The sequence below is a fragment of the Flavobacterium sp. IB48 genome (assembly GCF_016405855.1).
Lineage (GTDB): Bacteria > Bacteroidota > Bacteroidia > Flavobacteriales > Flavobacteriaceae > Flavobacterium > Flavobacterium ginsengisoli.
The window spans coordinates 72,322-91,666 of sequence record NZ_JAEFCA010000010.1 but is presented as its reverse complement, the minus strand read 5'-3'; the positions used below and the strand labels follow the sequence as shown (position 1 = coordinate 91,666).

At 32.9% G+C, this 19,345-nt stretch carries 17 protein-coding genes; 9 read left to right on the top strand and 8 right to left on the bottom strand.

Annotated elements, in window-relative coordinates:
• Positions 1–2,466, top strand: a complete 2,466-nt coding sequence (locus JC605_RS21830; protein ID WP_198858204.1) for a TonB-dependent receptor plug domain-containing protein — start codon at positions 1–3, stop codon at positions 2,464–2,466.
• 88 nt (positions 2,467–2,554) lie between these two features.
• Positions 2,555–3,280, top strand: a complete 726-nt coding sequence (locus JC605_RS21825; protein ID WP_198858203.1) for a hypothetical protein — start codon at positions 2,555–2,557, stop codon at positions 3,278–3,280.
• 440 nt (positions 3,281–3,720) lie between these two features.
• On the opposite strand, the gene JC605_RS21820 is transcribed toward JC605_RS21825, so the two are convergent.
• The 5 genes from JC605_RS21820 to JC605_RS21800 form a co-directional block, all read right to left on the bottom strand.
• Positions 3,721–4,422 (bottom strand): DUF2971 domain-containing protein, encoded by a 702-nt coding sequence (locus JC605_RS21820; protein WP_111380149.1) that lies wholly within the window; start codon positions 4,420–4,422, stop codon positions 3,721–3,723.
• Positions 4,423–4,552: 130 nt separating this feature from the next.
• On the bottom strand, positions 4,553–6,382 hold the full coding sequence (locus JC605_RS21815) for an ABC transporter ATP-binding protein (protein ID WP_198858202.1): 1,830 nt from the start codon (positions 6,380–6,382) through the stop codon (positions 4,553–4,555).
• Between the two features lie 241 nt (positions 6,383–6,623).
• Complete coding sequence (locus JC605_RS21810) at positions 6,624–8,351, bottom strand: phospho-sugar mutase (protein ID WP_198858201.1); 1,728 nt, start codon at positions 8,349–8,351, stop codon at positions 6,624–6,626.
• Between the two features lie 53 nt (positions 8,352–8,404).
• A complete protein-coding gene (locus JC605_RS21805) occupies positions 8,405–9,361 on the bottom strand; it encodes a glycosyltransferase family 2 protein (protein WP_198858200.1) in 957 nt (318 codons plus the stop codon).
• 18 nt (positions 9,362–9,379) lie between these two features.
• A complete protein-coding gene (locus tag JC605_RS21800; protein ID WP_198858199.1) occupies positions 9,380–9,913 on the bottom strand; it encodes a DUF4199 domain-containing protein in 534 nt (177 codons plus the stop codon).
• Between the two features lie 245 nt (positions 9,914–10,158).
• On the opposite strand from JC605_RS21800, the gene JC605_RS21795 reads away from it, so the two are divergent.
• Together JC605_RS21795 and JC605_RS21790 are read left to right on the top strand one after the other, a co-directional pair.
• Complete coding sequence (locus JC605_RS21795; protein WP_111363726.1) at positions 10,159–10,413, top strand: type B 50S ribosomal protein L31; 255 nt, start codon at positions 10,159–10,161, stop codon at positions 10,411–10,413.
• Positions 10,414–10,574: 161 nt separating this feature from the next.
• Complete coding sequence (locus JC605_RS21790; protein ID WP_198858198.1) at positions 10,575–11,750, top strand: GlmU family protein; 1,176 nt, start codon at positions 10,575–10,577, stop codon at positions 11,748–11,750.
• A 143-nt stretch (positions 11,751–11,893) separates the two neighbouring features.
• On the opposite strand, the gene JC605_RS21785 is transcribed toward JC605_RS21790, so the two are convergent.
• Complete coding sequence (locus JC605_RS21785) at positions 11,894–12,337, bottom strand: PepSY-like domain-containing protein (protein WP_198858197.1); 444 nt, start codon at positions 12,335–12,337, stop codon at positions 11,894–11,896.
• Between the two features lie 245 nt (positions 12,338–12,582).
• Here JC605_RS21785 and JC605_RS21780 point away from each other — a divergent pair, with 245 nt between their 5' ends.
• The 3 genes from JC605_RS21780 to JC605_RS21770 all read left to right on the top strand — a co-directional run bounded on the left by JC605_RS21780 (position 12,583) and on the right by JC605_RS21770 (position 17,058).
• Positions 12,583–14,217, top strand: a complete 1,635-nt coding sequence (locus JC605_RS21780; RefSeq protein WP_198858196.1) for an ABC-F family ATP-binding cassette domain-containing protein — start codon at positions 12,583–12,585, stop codon at positions 14,215–14,217.
• A gap of 235 nt (positions 14,218–14,452) precedes the next feature.
• Positions 14,453–15,607 carry a porin gene (locus JC605_RS21775; RefSeq protein ID WP_233074201.1) on the top strand — a complete coding sequence of 385 codons (1,155 nt, stop codon included), beginning with the start codon at positions 14,453–14,455 and terminating at the stop codon, positions 15,605–15,607.
• 20 nt (positions 15,608–15,627) lie between these two features.
• Entirely contained in the window at positions 15,628–17,058 is a 1,431-nt protein-coding gene (locus JC605_RS21770; RefSeq protein ID WP_198858195.1) for an anion permease, read from the top strand.
• On the opposite strand, the gene JC605_RS21765 is transcribed toward JC605_RS21770, so the two are convergent.
• Positions 17,055–17,357, bottom strand: a complete 303-nt coding sequence (locus tag JC605_RS21765; protein WP_233074199.1) for a GNAT family N-acetyltransferase — start codon at positions 17,355–17,357, stop codon at positions 17,055–17,057. The genes JC605_RS21770 and JC605_RS21765 overlap by 4 nt on opposite strands.
• A 292-nt stretch (positions 17,358–17,649) precedes the next feature.
• On the opposite strand from JC605_RS21765, the gene JC605_RS21760 reads away from it, so the two are divergent.
• The gene (locus tag JC605_RS21760; protein ID WP_198858194.1) at positions 17,650–18,309 is read left to right on the top strand and encodes an alpha/beta hydrolase; all 660 of its coding nucleotides are present in this window, start codon (positions 17,650–17,652) and stop codon (positions 18,307–18,309) included.
• A 173-nt stretch (positions 18,310–18,482) separates the two neighbouring features.
• Here the strand turns inward: JC605_RS21760 and JC605_RS21755 are convergent, their stop codons facing one another.
• Positions 18,483–18,998 carry a DUF2892 domain-containing protein gene (locus tag JC605_RS21755; protein ID WP_198858193.1) on the bottom strand — a complete coding sequence of 172 codons (516 nt, stop codon included), beginning with the start codon at positions 18,996–18,998 and terminating at the stop codon, positions 18,483–18,485.
• Positions 18,999–19,167: 169 nt separating this feature from the next.
• On the opposite strand from JC605_RS21755, the gene rpmH reads away from it, so the two are divergent.
• The gene (gene rpmH, locus JC605_RS21750) at positions 19,168–19,329 is read left to right on the top strand and encodes a 50S ribosomal protein L34 (protein WP_008464848.1); all 162 of its coding nucleotides are present in this window, start codon (positions 19,168–19,170) and stop codon (positions 19,327–19,329) included.
• Positions 19,330–19,345: the final 16 nt, after the last annotated feature.

Here is a 19,345-nt window from a genome sequence, read left to right as displayed (position 1 = left end):
TTGAGTCAAAATAGGTTTACATTCGCTTTTCTTTTTTTATTTATCAGCTGTATTGCATTGGCTCAAAACGCTCATATTAAGGGGCTGATTTTAGATGCAGAAAAACATCCTGTTTCTGGGGTTAATGTTTCTTCACAAGATGCTTTTGTTCAGTCTGATTCGAATGGCTTTTACGAAATTGTAATTCCGTCAAACAAAAAGGTTTCTTTGATATTTACTCACGTTTCTTTAAAAATGATGAGTTTGACTGTTAGTTTGAAAACAAACGAAGTTTTTGTTTTTAATCCGATTATGAATAATTCTGAGGAACAAATGGGTGAAGTTTTTGTTTCTTCTGGAAATAGAAAAAGAGTTCAAGGGATTACATCAGTAGATACTGAAACCATTAAGAAAATTCCAGGTGCAAATGCCGGAATCGAAAACATTCTAAAAACACTTCCGGGCGTTAATTCAAATAACGAATTAAGCACGCAATATATGGTGCGAGGCGGGAATTATGATGAAAACTTAGTTTATGTAAATGAAGTAGAAGTGTATCGTCCGTTTTTAATTCGTTCGGGACAGCAGGAAGGACTAAGTTTTACCAATACAGATTTAGTTCAGAATGTTGAATTTTCTGCTGGTGGATTTCAGGCTAAATTTGGTGATAAATTGTCTTCGGTTTTGGATATTACGTATCGCAAACCAACTCAATTTGGAGCTGCTTTTGAAGCAAGTTTTTTAGGAGGAAGTGCTGCAGTCGATTTGGTTTCAAAAAATAAAAAATGGTCTGCCGTAACTGGAGTCCGTTATAGAAATAACAGTCTTTTAGTAAATAGCCAAGATACACAGACAAATTACAAGCCAACTTTTGCCGATATTCAGACTAATATCAATTATGATATTTCTGAAAAATGGCAGATGAGCTTTTTAGGGAATATTTCTCAGAATAAATATTCGTATGAGCCTTTGGTGCGCCAAACTAATTTTGGAACAATAGATCAGCCAATGGCGCTTTCGGTTTATTATGAAGGACAGGAAAAAGATCAGTACGATACTTATTTCGGAGCTCTAAAAACTACTTATAAAGCGTCGCCTACACTTACTTTAAAATTAATCGGTTCCTTATTTCATACCACAGAAAAAGAACATTTTGATATTTTGGCTCAATATCGTTTAGGAAATGTAAACGCTGAGAGTTCAGAAGACGCTTCGGCAATTGATTTTACACGTGGAATCGGTTCTCAGTTAAATCATGCTCGAAACGATTTAGATGCTTTAATTGCAAACATTGAGCTTAAAGGAATTAAAGACTGGAAAGAAAGCCAATTAGAGTTTGGTTTAAAATATACCAGAGAATCTATTAGAGATCGAGTAGTAGAGTGGGAAGTAATTGATTCTGCGGGATTTTCTATTAATCCGCCTTTGGTAGTTATTCCTAAAAATAATGAACCTTACACGCCTTATACAGGTCCGCTTTTACCTTATCAAAATATTCGCGCTACAAATTTTAATACTATAAATAGATTTTCGGGTTACGCACAATGGAACAAACAATCAGAAATTGGTTCAAGCCAAATCTGGTATCATTTAGGAGCGCGTTTTCAAGGATGGAATGTTGCGGGAGCGGTAGAAGAAGGAAAAACACAATTTGTCGTAAGTCCGCGTGCACAATTTGCAATAAAACCAGATTGGGATCGCGATATGGTTTTTAGAATTTCCGGAGGATTATATCATCAGCCTCCATTTTATCGAGAATTGAGAGATTTGGACGGAGTTGTGAACCCAAATGTAAAAGCTCAAGAAGCTATTCATATTGTTTTAAGTAACGATTATAACTTTAAAATGTGGAATCGTCCTTTTAAATGGGTGACAGAGCTATATTATAAATCGCTTTCAGATGTCAACGTTTATTCGATAGACAATGTTCGAATTCGATATGTTGCCAATAACAATGCAAAAGCCTATGCACAAGGTCTTGATTTTAGATTAAATGGCGAATTTGTACCAGGAACCGAATCTTGGATAAGTTTTGGATACATGAAAACCGAAGAGAATTACGAAAATAGAGGCTATATTGCTCGTCCGACAGATCAGCGATTGAAATTTGCAATGCTGTTTCAGGATTATATGCCGAATATTCCAAGTGTAAAAGTGTATTTGAACTTGGTCTACAATACAGGATTGCCAGGAGGAGCGCCAGCGTATTCAGATCCATATTTATATCAAAATAGACTGAATGATTATAGAAGAGCTGATATTGGTTTTGCAAAGGTTTTTGTAGATGCAAGTACGCAAAATACAAAAACAGGCTGGCTGAAAAAGTTTAAAGAGTTGTCTCTAGGGCTAGAAATTTTTAATCTTTTCAACAATCAAAACGCAATTACAAATACTTGGGTTCGTGATGTCTATTCAAAAAATCAATATGCGATTCCAAATTATATGACTTCGAGAGTTTTTAACGTTAAATTAAATGCGAGGTTATAAACTGCTTCGATGTTGGTTATAAAATTCAATAAAACTCAAAAATACAATCAAAAATAGTATATTTGATAATCGTATATAATCATTGTAGATGAAAAAGTATTTTAAATATATTGCCCTTATACTTGTCGGGACGGTTATAAGTTGCCGAGAAGAAGTTCAAAAACCAAAAGTAACTTATGGTGCTTCTAATAAAGTAAGCACAGGCGCAGTAAAAACAGACTCAACACAAATTGAAATTGCAGATCTTCCTATTCAAATGGAAGGTACTAATTATTTGATTCACCCCGTTGGAGATTTAAGAGTTTACGAAAGAGGCTCTAAAGCAAGATTTGGTTCTTCTAGTGTAAACGATGTAAGTTTTACAATTTCTAATTTAGGAGAATATGAAATTACAGGATTTCTTCAGAATTTAAAATTTCAAAAAGTAGATTCAGATTCTATCCGACCTTTATCTGATAAACCAGTTTTAATTTTAACGGCTACTTATTTAAAGACTGTTGCAGATAAAACGCATAATAATGTTATGGTTTATACACTAACAGATTCGGATACAAACAAAGATGGTAAAATAGATACCAGCGATATTAAAACTTTATATTTAAGCGATATAAGTGGAGAAAATTTCACAAAAGTTTCAGCAGAATTAGAGGAATTGGTAGATTGGAGTTTAATTGAATCTAAAAACCGTCTGTATTTTAGAACAATTGAAGATACCAACCAAAATGGTCAGTTTGATAAAAATGATGTTTTGCATTATAATTATATAGATTTAGCTTCTAAAAAATGGGAAGTGAAGAGTTATAAGCCTATCTAAGATTCTGAGTTTCTAAGATGCTAAGGATCTAAGGTTTTGCCACAGATTAAAAGGATTAAAAAGATTTTTATTAAAAAGAGAGGCTGTTTCAATAAGTTGATACAGCCTCTCTTTTTAAATTACTTTTATTAATTAAAACAGCGTTTTTCATTTTTATGCATCAGGTCATCATTCCGTAGGAATGTCTGGTCGGTAGAAAAAAAATGACGTTCAACCAATTTACGTTCCGTAGGAACGTTTGATGCTTTGCATTGTTAAAAAAATATCTAAATCAAACGTTCCTACGGAACGTAAAATAACTGTAACTATATAATTTTCTACCAATGAAATGTTCCTACGGAACATAATCAAATCAGAAACGGGAAAAAATCTTTCTAATCCTTTTAATCCGTGGCAAGAAAAAAAACTTAGAATCTTAGCATCTCAGAACCTTAGCAACTTCAAATCAATATATCACTTTCCAGATCAGATTTTTCGATTTCAAAACCAAATCCTAGACGTTCAACTAATTCTATTACCAGTTTTTTGTACCAGTTTTCAGATTTTGGATGAATGTATATTTTTTCGATCAATTGATTAATGTCGACGTTGATTTTTAATCCGTCGTTTAACTTGATGTCACTTTTTGAAGTGTCACTTAGAATTCGGACTTCTCTTTCGTACTGAAAACTTTTTCTTTTGAATAAAAAAGGAAAGAATAGATCGTCAAACGGAATGTATTCTTTTTTGTAATCAATATAGTTTACTTCGCCAATATATTGATCAAAATTATTCTCCGGTTTTACAGCTTTCTGTAGTCTTTTGATAGTAGACTGAATGGCTAAACCTTCATTGTTTTTGGTGAAAATCTGCCACATAGCAAACGATTCGTATTCGTTAATATGCCAACTGCTAATGGCTACTTTTTCACGATGCGTTTTGTAGTAATTTAAAAACTCCGGATTGTCTGCGGCAAGTTTTTTTATCTCTTCATAAGTTGGTTCGCTAAAAGTGCCTTCGTATTGGTCTTCAAACTTGTCTGAACGCGACATAAAAAGCTTCTTAGAGAGTAATAAATCAAGAAATTTAGATAAGTCCAGATATTTCCAAACAATAGTATCGGGATCATCGGGAAGTTTTATGTTGGGGTTGTTAAGATACATTTTCTCTAGATTAAATGATTTCAATCTTTAACTAACCTAAAGTTATAAAAATAAACACAGATTAAAGAAATTAAAATTGAGTTTTAATATTTCCTTAATCTGTGTGTATTAATTTGGATTTAATGATTTCTTACGATTCGAAAGATTGCATTGTTACCAATTTATTGTAAGTTCCGTTGTGTGCAATTAGCTCTTCGTGGGTTCCTTGTTCAACGATTTTTCCTTTTTGCATTACTACAATTACATCTGCTTTTTGAATGGTCGAAAGACGGTGTGCGATTACGATCGAAGTTCTGTTTTGCATCATGTTTTCTAGTGCGACCTGAACAAATTTTTCGCTTTCTGTGTCTAATGCTGATGTTGCTTCATCCAAAATCATAATCGGTGGATTTTTCAATACGGCACGAGCTATAGATAAACGTTGTTTTTGTCCTCCAGAAAGCTTGTTTCCGCTATCTCCAATGTTAGTATAAATTCCTTGCGGAAGATCTTTTACAAATTCATAAGCATTTGCAATCTTAAGCGCTTCGATAATTTCGTCATCACTAGCATCTAGCTTTCCTAAAGAAATATTTGCTTTAATAGTATCATTAAATAAAATGCTGTCTTGCGTAACTAATCCCATCAAACTGCGAAGCGATTGCAAATCCATGTCTTTAATGTTAATTCCGTCAATAGAAATAGAACCGTCATTAACATCATAAAAACGTGTCAATAAATTAGCGATTGTACTTTTTCCGCTTCCGGATTGTCCAACCAAAGCAACAGTTTGTCCTTTTTTAATTTGAAGAGAAAAGTCTTTTAAAACGGTTTCTTCTTCATATTTAAAGTTTACATTTTGAACACTTATATTATTATCAAAAGTTGTTTTTTCAATTGCATTTTCTTTAGAAACGATGGTGTTTTCCTGTTCTAATATTTCAAGAACACGTTCTGCAGCGGCGTTTCCTCTTTTTACTCCGTAAGAAGCTTTAGAAATTGCTTTTGCAGGAGTTAGAATATTATAAGCTAATCCCATGTAGGCAATAAATGCTGCGCCTTGTAATGTTTTATCAATCAAAACCATTTGACCTCCATACCAAAGTAAAATGGCAATTACAGTAATTCCCATAAATTCACTTGCAGGCGAAGCTAAGTTCTGGCGGTTTCCGATGCTGTTTGATAAAGTGAAAAAACGCTCTGTCGAATTTTGGAAAACTTTATTAAAATAGTTTTCAGAATTATAGCCTTTTACAACTTTTAATCCTCCAATTGTTTCTTCGATTGTAGAAAGAAATCTTCCTTGTTCTTCTTGCGCTTTAGTAGATTGCTTTTTAAGCTGTTTTCCAATCAACGAAATAATATATCCAGAAACAGGAATGAAAATGAATACAAATAAGGTTAGTTTAGCACTAATGATAAGCATAGTGGTGATTGTAAAAATAATCGTTAAAGGCTCTTTTACGATAAGCTCTAAGATGGCTAAGAAAGAATTTTGAACCTCGTTTACGTCAGCTGAAATCCTAGAAATTACATCTCCTTTTCTTTTTTCAGAATAAAATGCCAAAGGAAGCTCCAAAGTTTTTTTGTACAATGCATTTCGCATGTCTTTTAAAACACCATTTCGAAGGAAATTAATAAAAAACATTGCCAAATAATCGGCTAAGTTTTTAAGCAAAAAGATCGAAATAATAATGGCTACCATTACCGATAAAACATAACCAGGTTCGTGGTTTTTTTGTGCCGTGGTAATGTAATAGGCCAAATAGTCTTCGGCATAATCTTTTATTTTAAAAATACCTTGATAAATTGGTTCTATTTCAACTTTTTTTCCTTTTTCGAATAATACCTGAAGCATAGGTATTAAAGCGACAAACGAAAGTGTGCTGAAAAGCGCATACAAAATATTAAAAAAGATATTTAAGAATGCGTATTTTTTATACGGATATATAAAAGGAATTATTTTTTTGAAATTACTCATTTATTTTTTTTGATATTGTTTTCTTTTAATGCGATAACTCATTTCTAGATTAAAGTTATTTTGAGCAAGCAAATTTTATTGCACAAAATTAATCCAATTGAGGTGTTTTCAATTTCTTTTTAGTTTTTTTTTATAAAAGAAACTCTGATTTACTTTAGAGATTGTAAATCAGAGTTCAAAGATATCTAACTTGTTAATCTTGCATGTTAGGTGCAAAATTGTACAATTGAGAAAAGCAGATTTAATTTAACTGCATGTCTGCAATGATATTTTGTATTTTGCTGTCTAAGAATTTCTCTGCTTCATCAAAATCTAAAACCGATTCGATTTCAGCATTTACGCTGATATAGAATTTAATTTTAGGTTCAGTTCCACTAGGTCTAGCGCAAATTTTAGATCCATCTTCTGTGTAATAAATCAATACGTTTGATTTAGGAATATCCATTGTTGATTCAGATCCATCCAATAAATTTAATGCAATAGAAGATTGGTAATCCTCAACCATGATAACTCTTTGTCCGTTTATTTCTTTTAAAGGATTTTCACGTAAATCAATCATCATTTGGTTGATTTCTTGTAAACCTTCCATTCCTTTTTTAGTCAATGAAACTAAGTGCTCTTTGTAGAAGCCATTTTCTACATAAAGCTGTAAAAGTTCTTTATAAACAGAGCTTCCAGCAGCTTTAGCTTGAGCCGCAACTTCGCAAATTAATAAAGTAGCCGCAACAGCATCTTTATCTCTCACGGCATCTCCAACCATAAATCCGAAACTTTCTTCACCACCTCCAATAAACTCAAGTTCAGGAAAATCTTTAATCATTTTAGCGATCCACTTAAAACCAGTTAACCCAACTTTGCACTCAACACCGTAACTTGTCGCCAATTCCATAATCATTGGAGTAGAAACTATTGTTGAACCAATGAATTGTTTTCCGTTTAGTTTACCTGCTTTTTTCCATTGTTTCAATAAGAAAGAAGTCATTAAAACCATAGTTTGGTTTCCGTTCAACAAAATCATTTTGCCGTCATTGTTACGAACAGCAACTCCTAAACGGTCGCAATCAGGATCTGTTCCAACTACAATATCAGAATTTGTTTTGTCTGCCAAGGCTAGAGCCATTGTTAAAGCTTCTGGTTCTTCTGGATTTGGAGATTTTACAGTTGGGAAATTCCCATCTGGAATAGCTTGTTCAGGAACAATGTGAACATTTTTATATCCTGCTTGTGATAAAGTATCTGGAACTGATTTTATAGAAGTTCCGTGCAATGAAGTAAAAACAATTTGAAGATTGTCTTTAGCTTCAGCTGGAGTGTTAAAACTTGCATTTTCGATAGACGATTTTATAAAAGCTTTGTCTATTTCGGTGTCAATGTACTGAATCAAATCTTCGTTTGGGCTAAATTTGATTTTGTCATAACTTAAGTTTTCAATTACATTAACAATTTCTTTGTCTTGTGGAGGAACAATCTGTCCGCCATCTTGCCAGTATACTTTGTAACCATTGTATTCTGGTGGATTATGAGAAGCTGTTAAAACAATTCCGCACTGACATTTTAAATATTTAAGAGCAAAAGATAATTCTGGAGTTGGTCTTAAATCAGAAAACAAATAAACCTGAATACCATTTGCAGAGAAAACATCAGCAACCACTTTTGCCAAAGTGTTGCTGTTGTGGCGACAATCGTAAGCAATAACTACTTTTAAAGGCTCGTTTGGAAAAACCTTATGCATGTAATCAGATATTCCCTGAGTATTTTTTCCAAGCGTATATTTATTGATTCGATTGTTTCCAATACCCATTACACCGCGCATTCCTCCAGTTCCAAATTCTAAGTTTTTGTAAAAACTCTCTTCAAGTTCTTTTGGCGAAGTTGTCATTAATTCTTTAACGGCAGCTTGCGTTTCCTGGTCAAAGGTTGGAGTCAGCCATTCGTTTACAGCGTTTAATATGTTTGGTGCTATGTTCATTGTAAATTTTGTTTTTGTATAGTTAAAAGGTTTTAAAGATGATTAAAATATTTTTAGAAATTAACCTCTCGAGCTACTTTATAACGAGCTTCATTGTTTTTAGTTCTTAGAATAATTTCGCCTAAGAAGCCTGCTAAAAATAATTGAGTACCAAGAATCATTGTGGTTAAAGCAATGTAAAACCATGGATTATTGGTAACCAAAGTGTATTTCATTCCAGTATACATATGGTATAGTTTAGAAACCCCAATGTATCCAGCAGATAAAAATCCGATGATAAACATTAAAGAGCCCATAGCGCCAAATAAGTGCATAGGTCTTTTTCCGAATCTTGATAAGAACCAAATTGTAATTAAATCTAGGAAACCGTTTATAAAACGCTCCATTCCGAATTTAGTTTCACCATATTTTCTAGCTTGGTGAATTACCACTTTTTCGCCAATTTTTCCAAATCCTGCATTTTTAGCTAAGACAGGAATATAGCGGTGCATTTCGCCAGAAACTTCAATGTTTTTCACTACGACATTTTTGTAGGCTTTCAATCCGCAGTTAAAATCGTTTAACTCAACGCCAGAAGTTTTTCTAGCGGCCCAGTTAAATAATTTTGACGGAAGATTTTTTGCTACAACAGAGTCGTAACGTTTCTTTTTCCATCCAGAAACCAAATCGTATTTTTGATTTGTAATCATTTCATACAATTCAGGAATTTCATCTGGACTGTCTTGCAAGTCGGCATCCATAGTAATAATGACATCGCCCTTTGCTTTTGCAAAACCAGCATGTAAAGCTTGAGATTTTCCAAAGTTTTTCATGAAACGAATTCCTTTTACATTTGGATTTTCGTTAGAGAAACCTTCAATAATTTGCCAAGAATTATCTGTACTACCATCATCTACAAAAATGATTTCATAAGAGTAATTGTTAGATTGCATCACTTTAATGATCCATGTATAGAGTTCTTTAAGTGATTCCTCCTCGTTTAGAAGCGGTATAAGTATAGATAAATTCATTTATATTTTATTATGGACTTAAGGTTTTTCATTTTTTACTATTCCTCCAATTATTAAGGAATATATTAATCCAATTAATGCATACATAACAAGTGTTACTGGAAAAACAATAAATGGATTCATAAATTTTTTAACCATCCCAAGTCCCATTTCAAGTTCTTTTGATGTTATATTTGGATTTTGTTTAATCATTTGTTCTTTGGTGATATCCATCATTTCATTTATAAAATCAGGAAAAATGAAATTAAAAATAACACTAAAGACGGCATATGTTAAGCCAGCAATAACCGTAATAGAAACGCCGGTTTTTAAAGATTCAGAGAAGGATATAAATCCATTGTTTATATTTTTTTTGTAATTTGTGCAACCTAAATATATAAACAATAGTGGCAAAATCAGATAATTTGCAATGTTTACAATTGTTCCTACGCTTGTATTTACTAGCGATTTCATGCCTATAACGTACATGATAACAAATTCTAAAATCATAATAACACCGAACAAAAGACCATAAGGCGTGCCTGACTTTGCAGGAGATACTTTTACATCCATAAACTTATGTTTAATTAATCCACAAATATAGTAATTCCCACTATAATCGAATATAAAAAAAGCTTTTCGAAATAAACTAAAAAAAAGTAAGCTAACTGTTTGTTTATTAAAAAAGAATTGTAAATTTGCACACTCAAAAATAATTAAATTTTTAAACAAAAAAGAGTAGTATTTGTTTACACCTTTTTCTAGCCATGAAAAAGCTTCAAAATGAAAATGCTCTAAAACAATAAATAAAAGAAAAGATGAAAAAAGGAATTCACCCAGAAAATTACAGATTAGTTGCATTTAAAGACATGTCTAACGATGAGGTTTTTATCACTAAATCTACTGCAGATACAAGAGAAACAATTGAAGTTGACGGAGTTGAGTATCCAGTTGTAAAAATGGAGATTTCTAGAACATCTCACCCATTTTATACTGGTAAATCTAAACTTATCGATACTGCAGGACGTATTGATAAATTCAAAACTAAATACGCTAAACACGCTAAAAAATAATAGCTGTTTTGCATTATACAAAAGCCTTCCAAACTCTGGAAGGCTTTTTTTATGCGTTAAATATTACTTTCCGTTAATATGGTTTTGAATTAAAACAGTAAAATATTTGTAACTTTGAAGCCAGGTAACCAAATCAAATTTTAACAAACACTCAATTATTTATGAACTACATTCTTTTCGACGGTCCCGTTCGGAATGCTTTATTACCTTTTACTTTTACTAGACCTGTAGCTGATATTTTAGTCGGAATTATGACGATTCGCCAGAAATGGGAAAAATACCTAGGTTCGACAATCACTACCATAACAGAGGAATATTTATCGGAGAAATTTCCAATGGTCGAATTAGAAGAAAACGTAATGATCAATGCAGCGTATTTGCCAAATGATACTCTTGCAGAGATGGTTTCTAATTTAACAGAAAACCAAGCAATCTTTAAAGGCGAAGATGTAATTGCATTTTTTGCAAGCGAAAATCAGGAAGAAGTCGATTTTGATTCTTATGAAATTATTCAATACAACGAAGATTGTATAACAATCGAACATACTTGGGATATTTTCTCTAAAAATGATGCCGCAATCCGTCAGGATTTTAAGTGCTTGACTGAAGATCGCACTTCGCAGCCAATTCCTAAAAGTGTAAATGTAATAGCGCCAGAAAATATTTTTATCGAAGAAGGAGCAAAATTAGAGTTCGTAACTTTAAATGCTTCAACGGGTCCTATATATATAGGTAAAAATGCTGAAATTATGGAAGGAACTGTAATTCGCGGGCCATTTGCTTTATGCGAAAACGCTATGGTAAAAATGTCGGCTAAGGTTTATGGGGCAACAACTGTTGGGCCAGGATCTAGAATAGGCGGCGAGGTTAAAAACTCAGTTCTTTTTGCTAATTCTAACAAAGGACACGAAGGGTTTTTAGGTGATTCTGTTTTAGGAGAATGGTGCAATATCGGTGCAGATTCTAACAACTCGAACCTAAAAAACAACTATGAAGAAGTAAAATTATGGAGCTACGAAACAGAAGGTTTTGCTAAAACAGGGCTTCAGTTTTGTGGTTTAATGATGGGAGATCATAGTAAATGCGGAATCAACACCATGTTTAATACAGGAACTGTTGTTGGTGTAAGCGCTAATATTTTCGGAAGCGGATTCCCTCGCAATTTTGTTCCAAGTTTTTCTTGGGGTGGCGCGGCAGGATTTACAACTTATGTGACTAAAAAAGCTTTTGAAACTGCAAGGTTGGTAATGAGTCGAAGAAATATAGAGTTTGATGCAACAGAAGCTGCAATTATGGAACATATTTTTGAAGAAACTAAAAAATGGAGAAAAGACTAATTAGATAATTGGTCAATTTGACAATGAGATAATTTTTGTAACCCGACAGGTTTTAGAGACTTGTCGGGTTTATTTTTTTCAGCCACAGATTAAAATTAAAAAGATCAAAAAATCTGTGGAATCCTATAATCTGTGGCTAAAAATTATTTGTCAATCTTAATAAAATCTTCTTTCAGGTTGAACTTTAATTCTAAGCCGTTAGTAAGTTTAGCTTCATAACCAGAACTTCCAATTTCTAATTTGGTTACTTTTTCCTTAGGAAAGTTTGATTTGATGTAAGAAGCAATTTTTTTAGGAACAATAGATTTTGGAATTTTAGAGCTATTGCCGTCAACTTCTTTCCAGTTTCCTTTTTTATCGAATTCAATTTCTATTTCATCTCCAAATTTAACTTTGTATTCTGTAGAAAGAATTTCTTTGTCTTCTAATATGTAGCTCGGTTTTTTTGAGCCAAAATGCGTCTTTAAAAAAGCTTGAGCATTTGCTGGTAAAGCTTCTTTTTTGATTACGGTTTTTTGTGCATTTGCAGAAAGTCCAAATATTAATCCTGCAATTAAGTAAATAGTCAGTTTTAATTTCGTTTTCATATTTTGCTGATTTTTAAAATTATAGTACAAGGTAAGATTAAAAAATTGAAATATGAGAAAACCATTTGGGTTTCGTTTGCTGCGATTTAGGTATTATTTAAGAGGTCAGATTATCTAATTGGCACATTTTCAAAATTATCTAATTATCAAATTGGCACATTATCTAATTAAATCTATCTTTGCAGCACGAAAAAAATGGGTAGTCTACTAAACGATTAACCGATTAAACAAATTAACAAAGACAAATGATTACAGTTAACGATATTTCGGTTCAGTTTGGCGGAACTACACTTTTTAGCGATGTTTCTTTTGCTATAAATGAAAATGATAAAATTGCCCTTATGGGTAAAAATGGTGCGGGAAAATCTACACTTTTAAAGATAATTGCTGGTGTAAATAAACCTTCAACAGGAAGCATTTCGGCTCCAAAAGAAGCTGTAATTGCTTACTTGCCACAGCATTTGCTTACTGAAGATGGCGCAACAGTGATGGAAGAAGCATCTAAAGCGTTCAGTGAGATTTTTACAATGAAAGCAGAGATAGATGAAATCAATGAGCAATTGACAGTTCGTACTGATTATGAAAGTGATGAATACATGAAATTAATCGAAAGAGTTTCTGACTTAAGCGAGAAATTTTATGCTATTGAAGAAGTGAATTACGAAGCTGAAGTTGAGAAAATTCTAATTGGTTTAGGTTTTGAGCGTGAAGATTTCGCACGTCAAACTTCAGAATTTTCAGGAGGATGGAGAATGCGTATTGAGTTGGCTAAGATTTTGTTGAGAAAACCAGATTTGATTTTGCTAGATGAGCCTACTAACCACATGGATATTGAAAGTATTCAATGGTTAGAAGATTTCTTATTGACTCAAGCAAAAGCTGTTGTGGTAATCTCGCACGATAGAGCGTTTGTAGATAATATTACAAACCGAACTATCGAAGTTACGATGGGAAGAATTTACGATTACAAAGCGAAATATACTCATTATTTAGAATTAAGAAAAGACCGCCGTATACATCAGCAGAAAGCGTATGATGAACAACAGAAAATGATTGCTGAAAATCGTGCTTTTATTGAGCGTTTCAGAGGAACATTTTCTAAAACAGATGCAGTTCAGTCTCGTGTCAAAATGCTTGAGAAACTTGAAATAGTAGAGGTTGATGAAGTTGATACATCTGCATTGCGTTTAAAATTCCCGCCAGCGGCACGTTCTGGTCAATATCCTGTTATTGTAAAAGAAATGTCTAAAGCTTACGGAGATCACGTAGTTTTTAAAGATGCAAACATCGTAATCGAACGCGGACAAAAAGTGGCTTTTGTTGGAAAAAATGGTGAAGGTAAATCGACAATGATTAAAGCAATCATGAAAGAAATTGGCGTTGATTCTGGAAGTGTTGAAATCGGTCATAATGCGCAAATCGGATATTTTGCTCAAAATCAAGCGGCATTATTAGATGAAAATGCTACAATTTTTGAAACAATTGATAGTATTGCGGTTGGAGATATTAGAACGCAGATCAAAAATATTTTAGGCGCTTTCATGTTTCAAGGAGATGATATTACAAAGAAAGTAAAAGTGCTTTCTGGAGGTGAAAAAACGCGTTTGGCAATGATTAAATTATTGTTGGAGCCAGTAAACTTGTTGATTCTGGATGAGCCTTCAAATCACTTGGATATGAAAACCAAAGACATTATTAAAGATGCTTTACGTGATTTTGATGGAACTTTAATCTTAGTTTCTCACGACCGTGATTTCCTTGACGGATTAGCTACTAAAGTTTTCGAATTCGGGAATAAAAGGGTTAAAGAGCATTTTGAGGATGTAGCTGGTTTCTTAGCACACAAGAAAATGGATTCTATGAGAGAAATAGAGAAATAGTATCTTTTCAATAAAAAAATTAAAGGGCATAAGTTTCATTACTTGTGCCTTTTTTTTGCTGTAATATTAATAACAGTATTTTAATGCAATTTTTTTTACATAAAATCTCTTTTTTTGTTATTTTAGTATTCCCATTTCGCATTGACTATAAGCAGTTAAGTTTTTTGATCTCAAGAATAAAGAGCTGATTTTTAAATCACTATATAAGCATTACTGTTTCATTTAATTTAAGCCTATGAATAAAAGTCTACTAATGCCATTTTTGTTCCTTTTCCTTACAGCTCCATTTTTTTTGCATGCCCAAGGAGATTTGAATCAGGGAGCTGATAAAAAAGAAACCGAAGAAGTAAAATATCCGCAATTTCAATTAAAAGGCCTTCTTCAAGCAAGATATTTAGAGAGTTTTGGAGATAATGTAGACGTTTTAGGAACGCATCATTCAACAGGAGATGCAGTTCAAAGCTCTTTTGATATAAAAAGAATGCGTGTCGGATTGAATACCAAATTAAGCGAAACTACAGAAATTGTAATTCTGGTCAATTTAGCCGATTTTAAATCAGATCCAAAAGGTAAAGTTCTGGAGAATGCCTACGGAAAATATACTTTTAATAAATATATAGCCTTAACAGGAGGGCAGTTTCGACCTGCCTTTGGTATTGAGGAGCTTGTTCCTGTAGATATTATTAAATCTTTCGATTTTTCAAATCAGTATTATGAATTTGGAAAAAATGGATGGACAAGTTTTCAGATAGGGGCATCGGCAACAGGAGCTTTTGATGTAGGGAAAATTCCAGTGAATTATGCTGTTTCGATTTTAAATGGAAATGGAAAAAATACGGAAATGGATAAAGACAACGGAAAACAGTATTCTTCAAGATGGGTTTTTGGTTTGTCAAAAGAACATAAAATTAATCTAGGTTTAAATGGAGGTTTCGGAAAAGTCTTTAAAGAAGATGTTTTTGCATTTGGAGCCGATATTACCAGCGATTTTAAATTGACCGATAAACTTAGTTTTGATTTACAGATAGAATTTAAGCAGGGAACAAACCATAATTTATATTATTCTTTGCCAGTTGAGGCTCGAACAGACAATGTAGCCGATTATCAAATGCGAGGAATATATTTTCTGCCAAATTTTAGATACGAGATAAATTACAATAAACTTACAGCGCTTGAAGTATCTTGTCGCTATGAATCTTTTGATCCGAGTTACAAAATAGATTCAAATGTTCGAAAAACTTACACGCCAATGGTTAGTTTAGAATTCGGAAAATCGTACACAGGCCGTATCGAAATGGGATTTGAAATTGACAGATTTGATAAAAGTATTCCAGATACATCAACCTATAACGATAACCTGTTTTTAATTCAATTGCAGCTTAGAATTTAATTCACTTAATTTTTGTTTTTATGAAAGAAGTAAAAATTCCTCAGACTTTAATTACGCTGGCAGTTTTAGTTGCCATTTGGTTTATTCCAGCGCCAGAAGGTGTTGTTCCAGAAGCTTGGCATTTATTTGCCATTTTCGTGGCTACTATTTTAGGAATCATCTTAAAAGCGGCTCCAATGGGAACTATGTGTATGATAGCAATTGCTTTAACTGCAATGTCTCAGGTTTTGGCTCCTGGAGATCCTGGAAAGTCGATAACAATGGCATTAAGAGGATTTGGCGATAAAGTAATCTGGCTGATCGGAATTTCGTTTTTCATTGCAAGAGGATTTATAAAAACAGGTCTTGGAAATAGAATTGCTTTTCTATTCATAAAAATATTCGGAAAAAGTTCTCTCGGACTAGCTTATGGTTTAGGCTTGGCAGATTTGGTTTTAGCGCCAGCTGTTCCGAGTAATACCGCTAGAGGAGGAGGAATCGTTTATCCGATTATGAAATCAATGTCGATGAGTTTTGGATCAATGCCCGATAAACCAGAAACACATAGAAAGCTCGGAGCATATTTAACTTTGAATAGTTATAATATGAATTTGATTGCATCTTCTATGTTTTTAACAGGAACGGCAAGTAATCCGATGTGCCAGAAATTTGCACTTAATTTAGGGATAAAAATAACTTGGATGTCTTGGGCAGCAGCGGCGATTGTTCCGGGATTATGTGCTTTTATTGTAATTCCTTTTGTTTTGTATAAAATTTATCCGCCAGAATTAAAGAAAACCGGTGATGCTCCACAGCTTGCTATGCAGAAATTGAAAGAAATGGGAGCCATTACAAGAGACGAATGGATGATGTTGCTGACATTTTTTATTCTGCTTTTCTTATGGATGACAGGAGATTTGTTTTCTATTGATGCCACAACAACAGCTTTTATCGGATTAGTGATTTTGCTCTTAACTTCAGTTTTAACTTGGGAAGATGTAAAAGCTGAAAAAGGAGCGTGGGATACAATTGTCTGGTTTTCTGTTTTGGTAATGATGGCGAGTTCGCTTAACGAATTAGGTTTTATAGCATGGTTCAGTGATTTAGTAAAAGCGCAAATTGGCGGATTAAGCTGGCAAATGGCTTTTCCGATTATTATATTGGTCTATTTCTTTAGTCATTACCTTTTTGCAAGTGCAACTGCGCACGTTGCAGCAATGTACGCAGCCTTGCTTGGTGTTGGGGTTTCGCTTGGAATTCCAGGACTATTGCTCGCATTTATGCTTGGTTTTGTCGGATCTCTTTACGGAACTCTAACTCATTATGGTCACGGTCCGGCACCCGTATTTTTCGGGAGCGGCTACGTTGACCTAAAGAGCTGGTGGGTCAAAGGGCTTATAACCGGTTTGGTTATGCTCTTAATTTATATGGTAATTGGAGGATTATGGCTCCGACTTATTGGATATTTTTAAATTCTAATTCCAGGAGGAAGTAGTTCTTTATATCTAGGATTTTTTTTAAAAAACGAAACAATTTTTGGGTGAATAGGAACTACTCTGTAATTTTTTTCAGAACTTAAGTCTAAAACATTTTTAAGTAAAGTGTTAATTGTTTCTTCGTTTTCGTACGAATCAGGCTTTTTGATTTTGGTTAAGAAGATTTTTTTCTCTTGAAATTGATACTCAACTGCTAACATTCCTTCAGGGATGACAGTTTCGAATTGGCGTGCAAATGTGTTGTCTTTGATTTCCATAGTTACAGATGTTTCCATAGTAATTTCTTGTTAGGTTATTGGTAAATAGTGAATTTGGGATCCAAAACATTCTTGAAAGAAAATTCTTTATAAGGTTTAAAATCAAAAAATATTTGGAAATGCAAAGGTAATCATTTGATTTTCAATATTGAATTATTTTTTGCAGCTATAAAGTTTAAGTTATTGTTTCAAAGTTTTATTTTTTTCGAATCTCTGTAAAATAGGTCTGAAATTTGATTATCATGATATTAAAAAAAGTAACTTTATTTTTTTAGAATAAATGTATTAATGGTAATTTCATTTTAATGTTATGAGTAAAATTCCAGTTTATTTTATGCCAGGTTTGGCGGCGAGTTCATCTATTTTTGAAAGAATAAAATTGGATGAAACTGTTTTTGAAATGCATCTTTTGGAATGGGAAATTCCGAATCCGAAAGAATCTTTATCTGATTATGCGCTTCGAATTAGTAAAAATATAAAAGATGAAAATCCTGTTTTAATTGGAGTTTCTTTTGGCGGAATTCTAGTGCAGGAAATTTCTAAACATATAAAAACACGAAAAGTAATTATTATATCGAGCGTTCGAAGCAATCTGGAATTTCCGAGAAGAATGAAAATAGGAAAGACTACTAAAGCTTATAAGTTAATCCCGATGCAATTAATTTTAAATATTGAAAAATTGGCTAAATTTTCTTTTGGCGAAAAGGTTAATAAGAGGATTAAATTATACGAGAAATTTTTATCTGTGCGCGATTTAGGTTATCTGCAATGGGCTGTAGAAAGTGTAATTCTATGGGATCGCGATAAAATTGATGAAAATGTAGTACATATTCACGGAGATAAAGATGATGTTTTTCCGATTAAATATATTGATAAATGCATTTTGGTAAAAGGAGGAACTCATATTATGATTCTCAATAAGTATAAATGGCTTAATGAGAATTTGCCTTCTATTATATTGGAAGATTAATCGAAATGAAATTCCAAATTCCAATTCTTTCTAGATTTTAGAGCAATCTTGTCATTTCTCCTTCGTCGAAATGACAAACTAAGTTTTGACCTTGTGTTATAAAGAAAATTTAAAATAAAAAAATCCCAAACTCCTTTTGGAATTTGGGATTTATAATATTGTAATTTAGAAAATTAGATTTTCTTCATTTGTTCTTTCATCATCGTGATTTGCTCTTTCAGCATTCCTTGCTTGTCTAATTTTTTAGCTTCGTTAAGTAAATTAGTCGCTTCCAATTTTCTTCTGCGTGACATTGCAACTCCCGCAAGGTTTAATTTAGCTACTGCTAAATCCATATCCATTGATAGTCCAAGTTCGATTGCTTTTTTGAAATGTTTCTCTGCTTGGTTAATATTGGTTTGAGATAACATAATGCCTTGTAAGTAATTTAAGTATCCTTGCTGTTTTCTTACTAATGCACCTTCTGGATTTTTGATATATGATAACCATTTATTAGCCCCTGCAAAGTCTTGTTTTCTTAATTTAAGGAAAGCTAAAAGGATAAATTCGTTTTTAAAATAAAGAAAAATTGGAATTGCAGTCAGTAAGATAAGGAATATACCATTCCCAATATTACTCTCTGTAAATTGCCAAATGCCCGCCACTACAAGAAGTCCGGCCAAAATAAGTTTAATATTCTTGTGAAACATAATTATTGTAAATTTGTGATTGCAAAGATAGTAAAAGGAATTAAAAATATTTTTATAAAAGTGCTTGCCAGAAAAAAAAGTCTTTGTATATTTGCACTCGGTTTTTGAACAACGATATCCAAAACCAAATAAACGAGTTAATAGATACCATTTTTAAAGATACAAAGCAATGAGCAAAAGAACATTTCAACCATCGAAAAGAAAAAGAAGAAATAAGCACGGATTTATGGACAGAATGGCTTCTGCGAATGGAAGAAAAGTTCTAGCGCGTAGAAGAGCAAAAGGAAGACATAAATTAACTGTTTCTAGCGAGCCTAGACACAAAAAATAATGTTTGTATAAACATA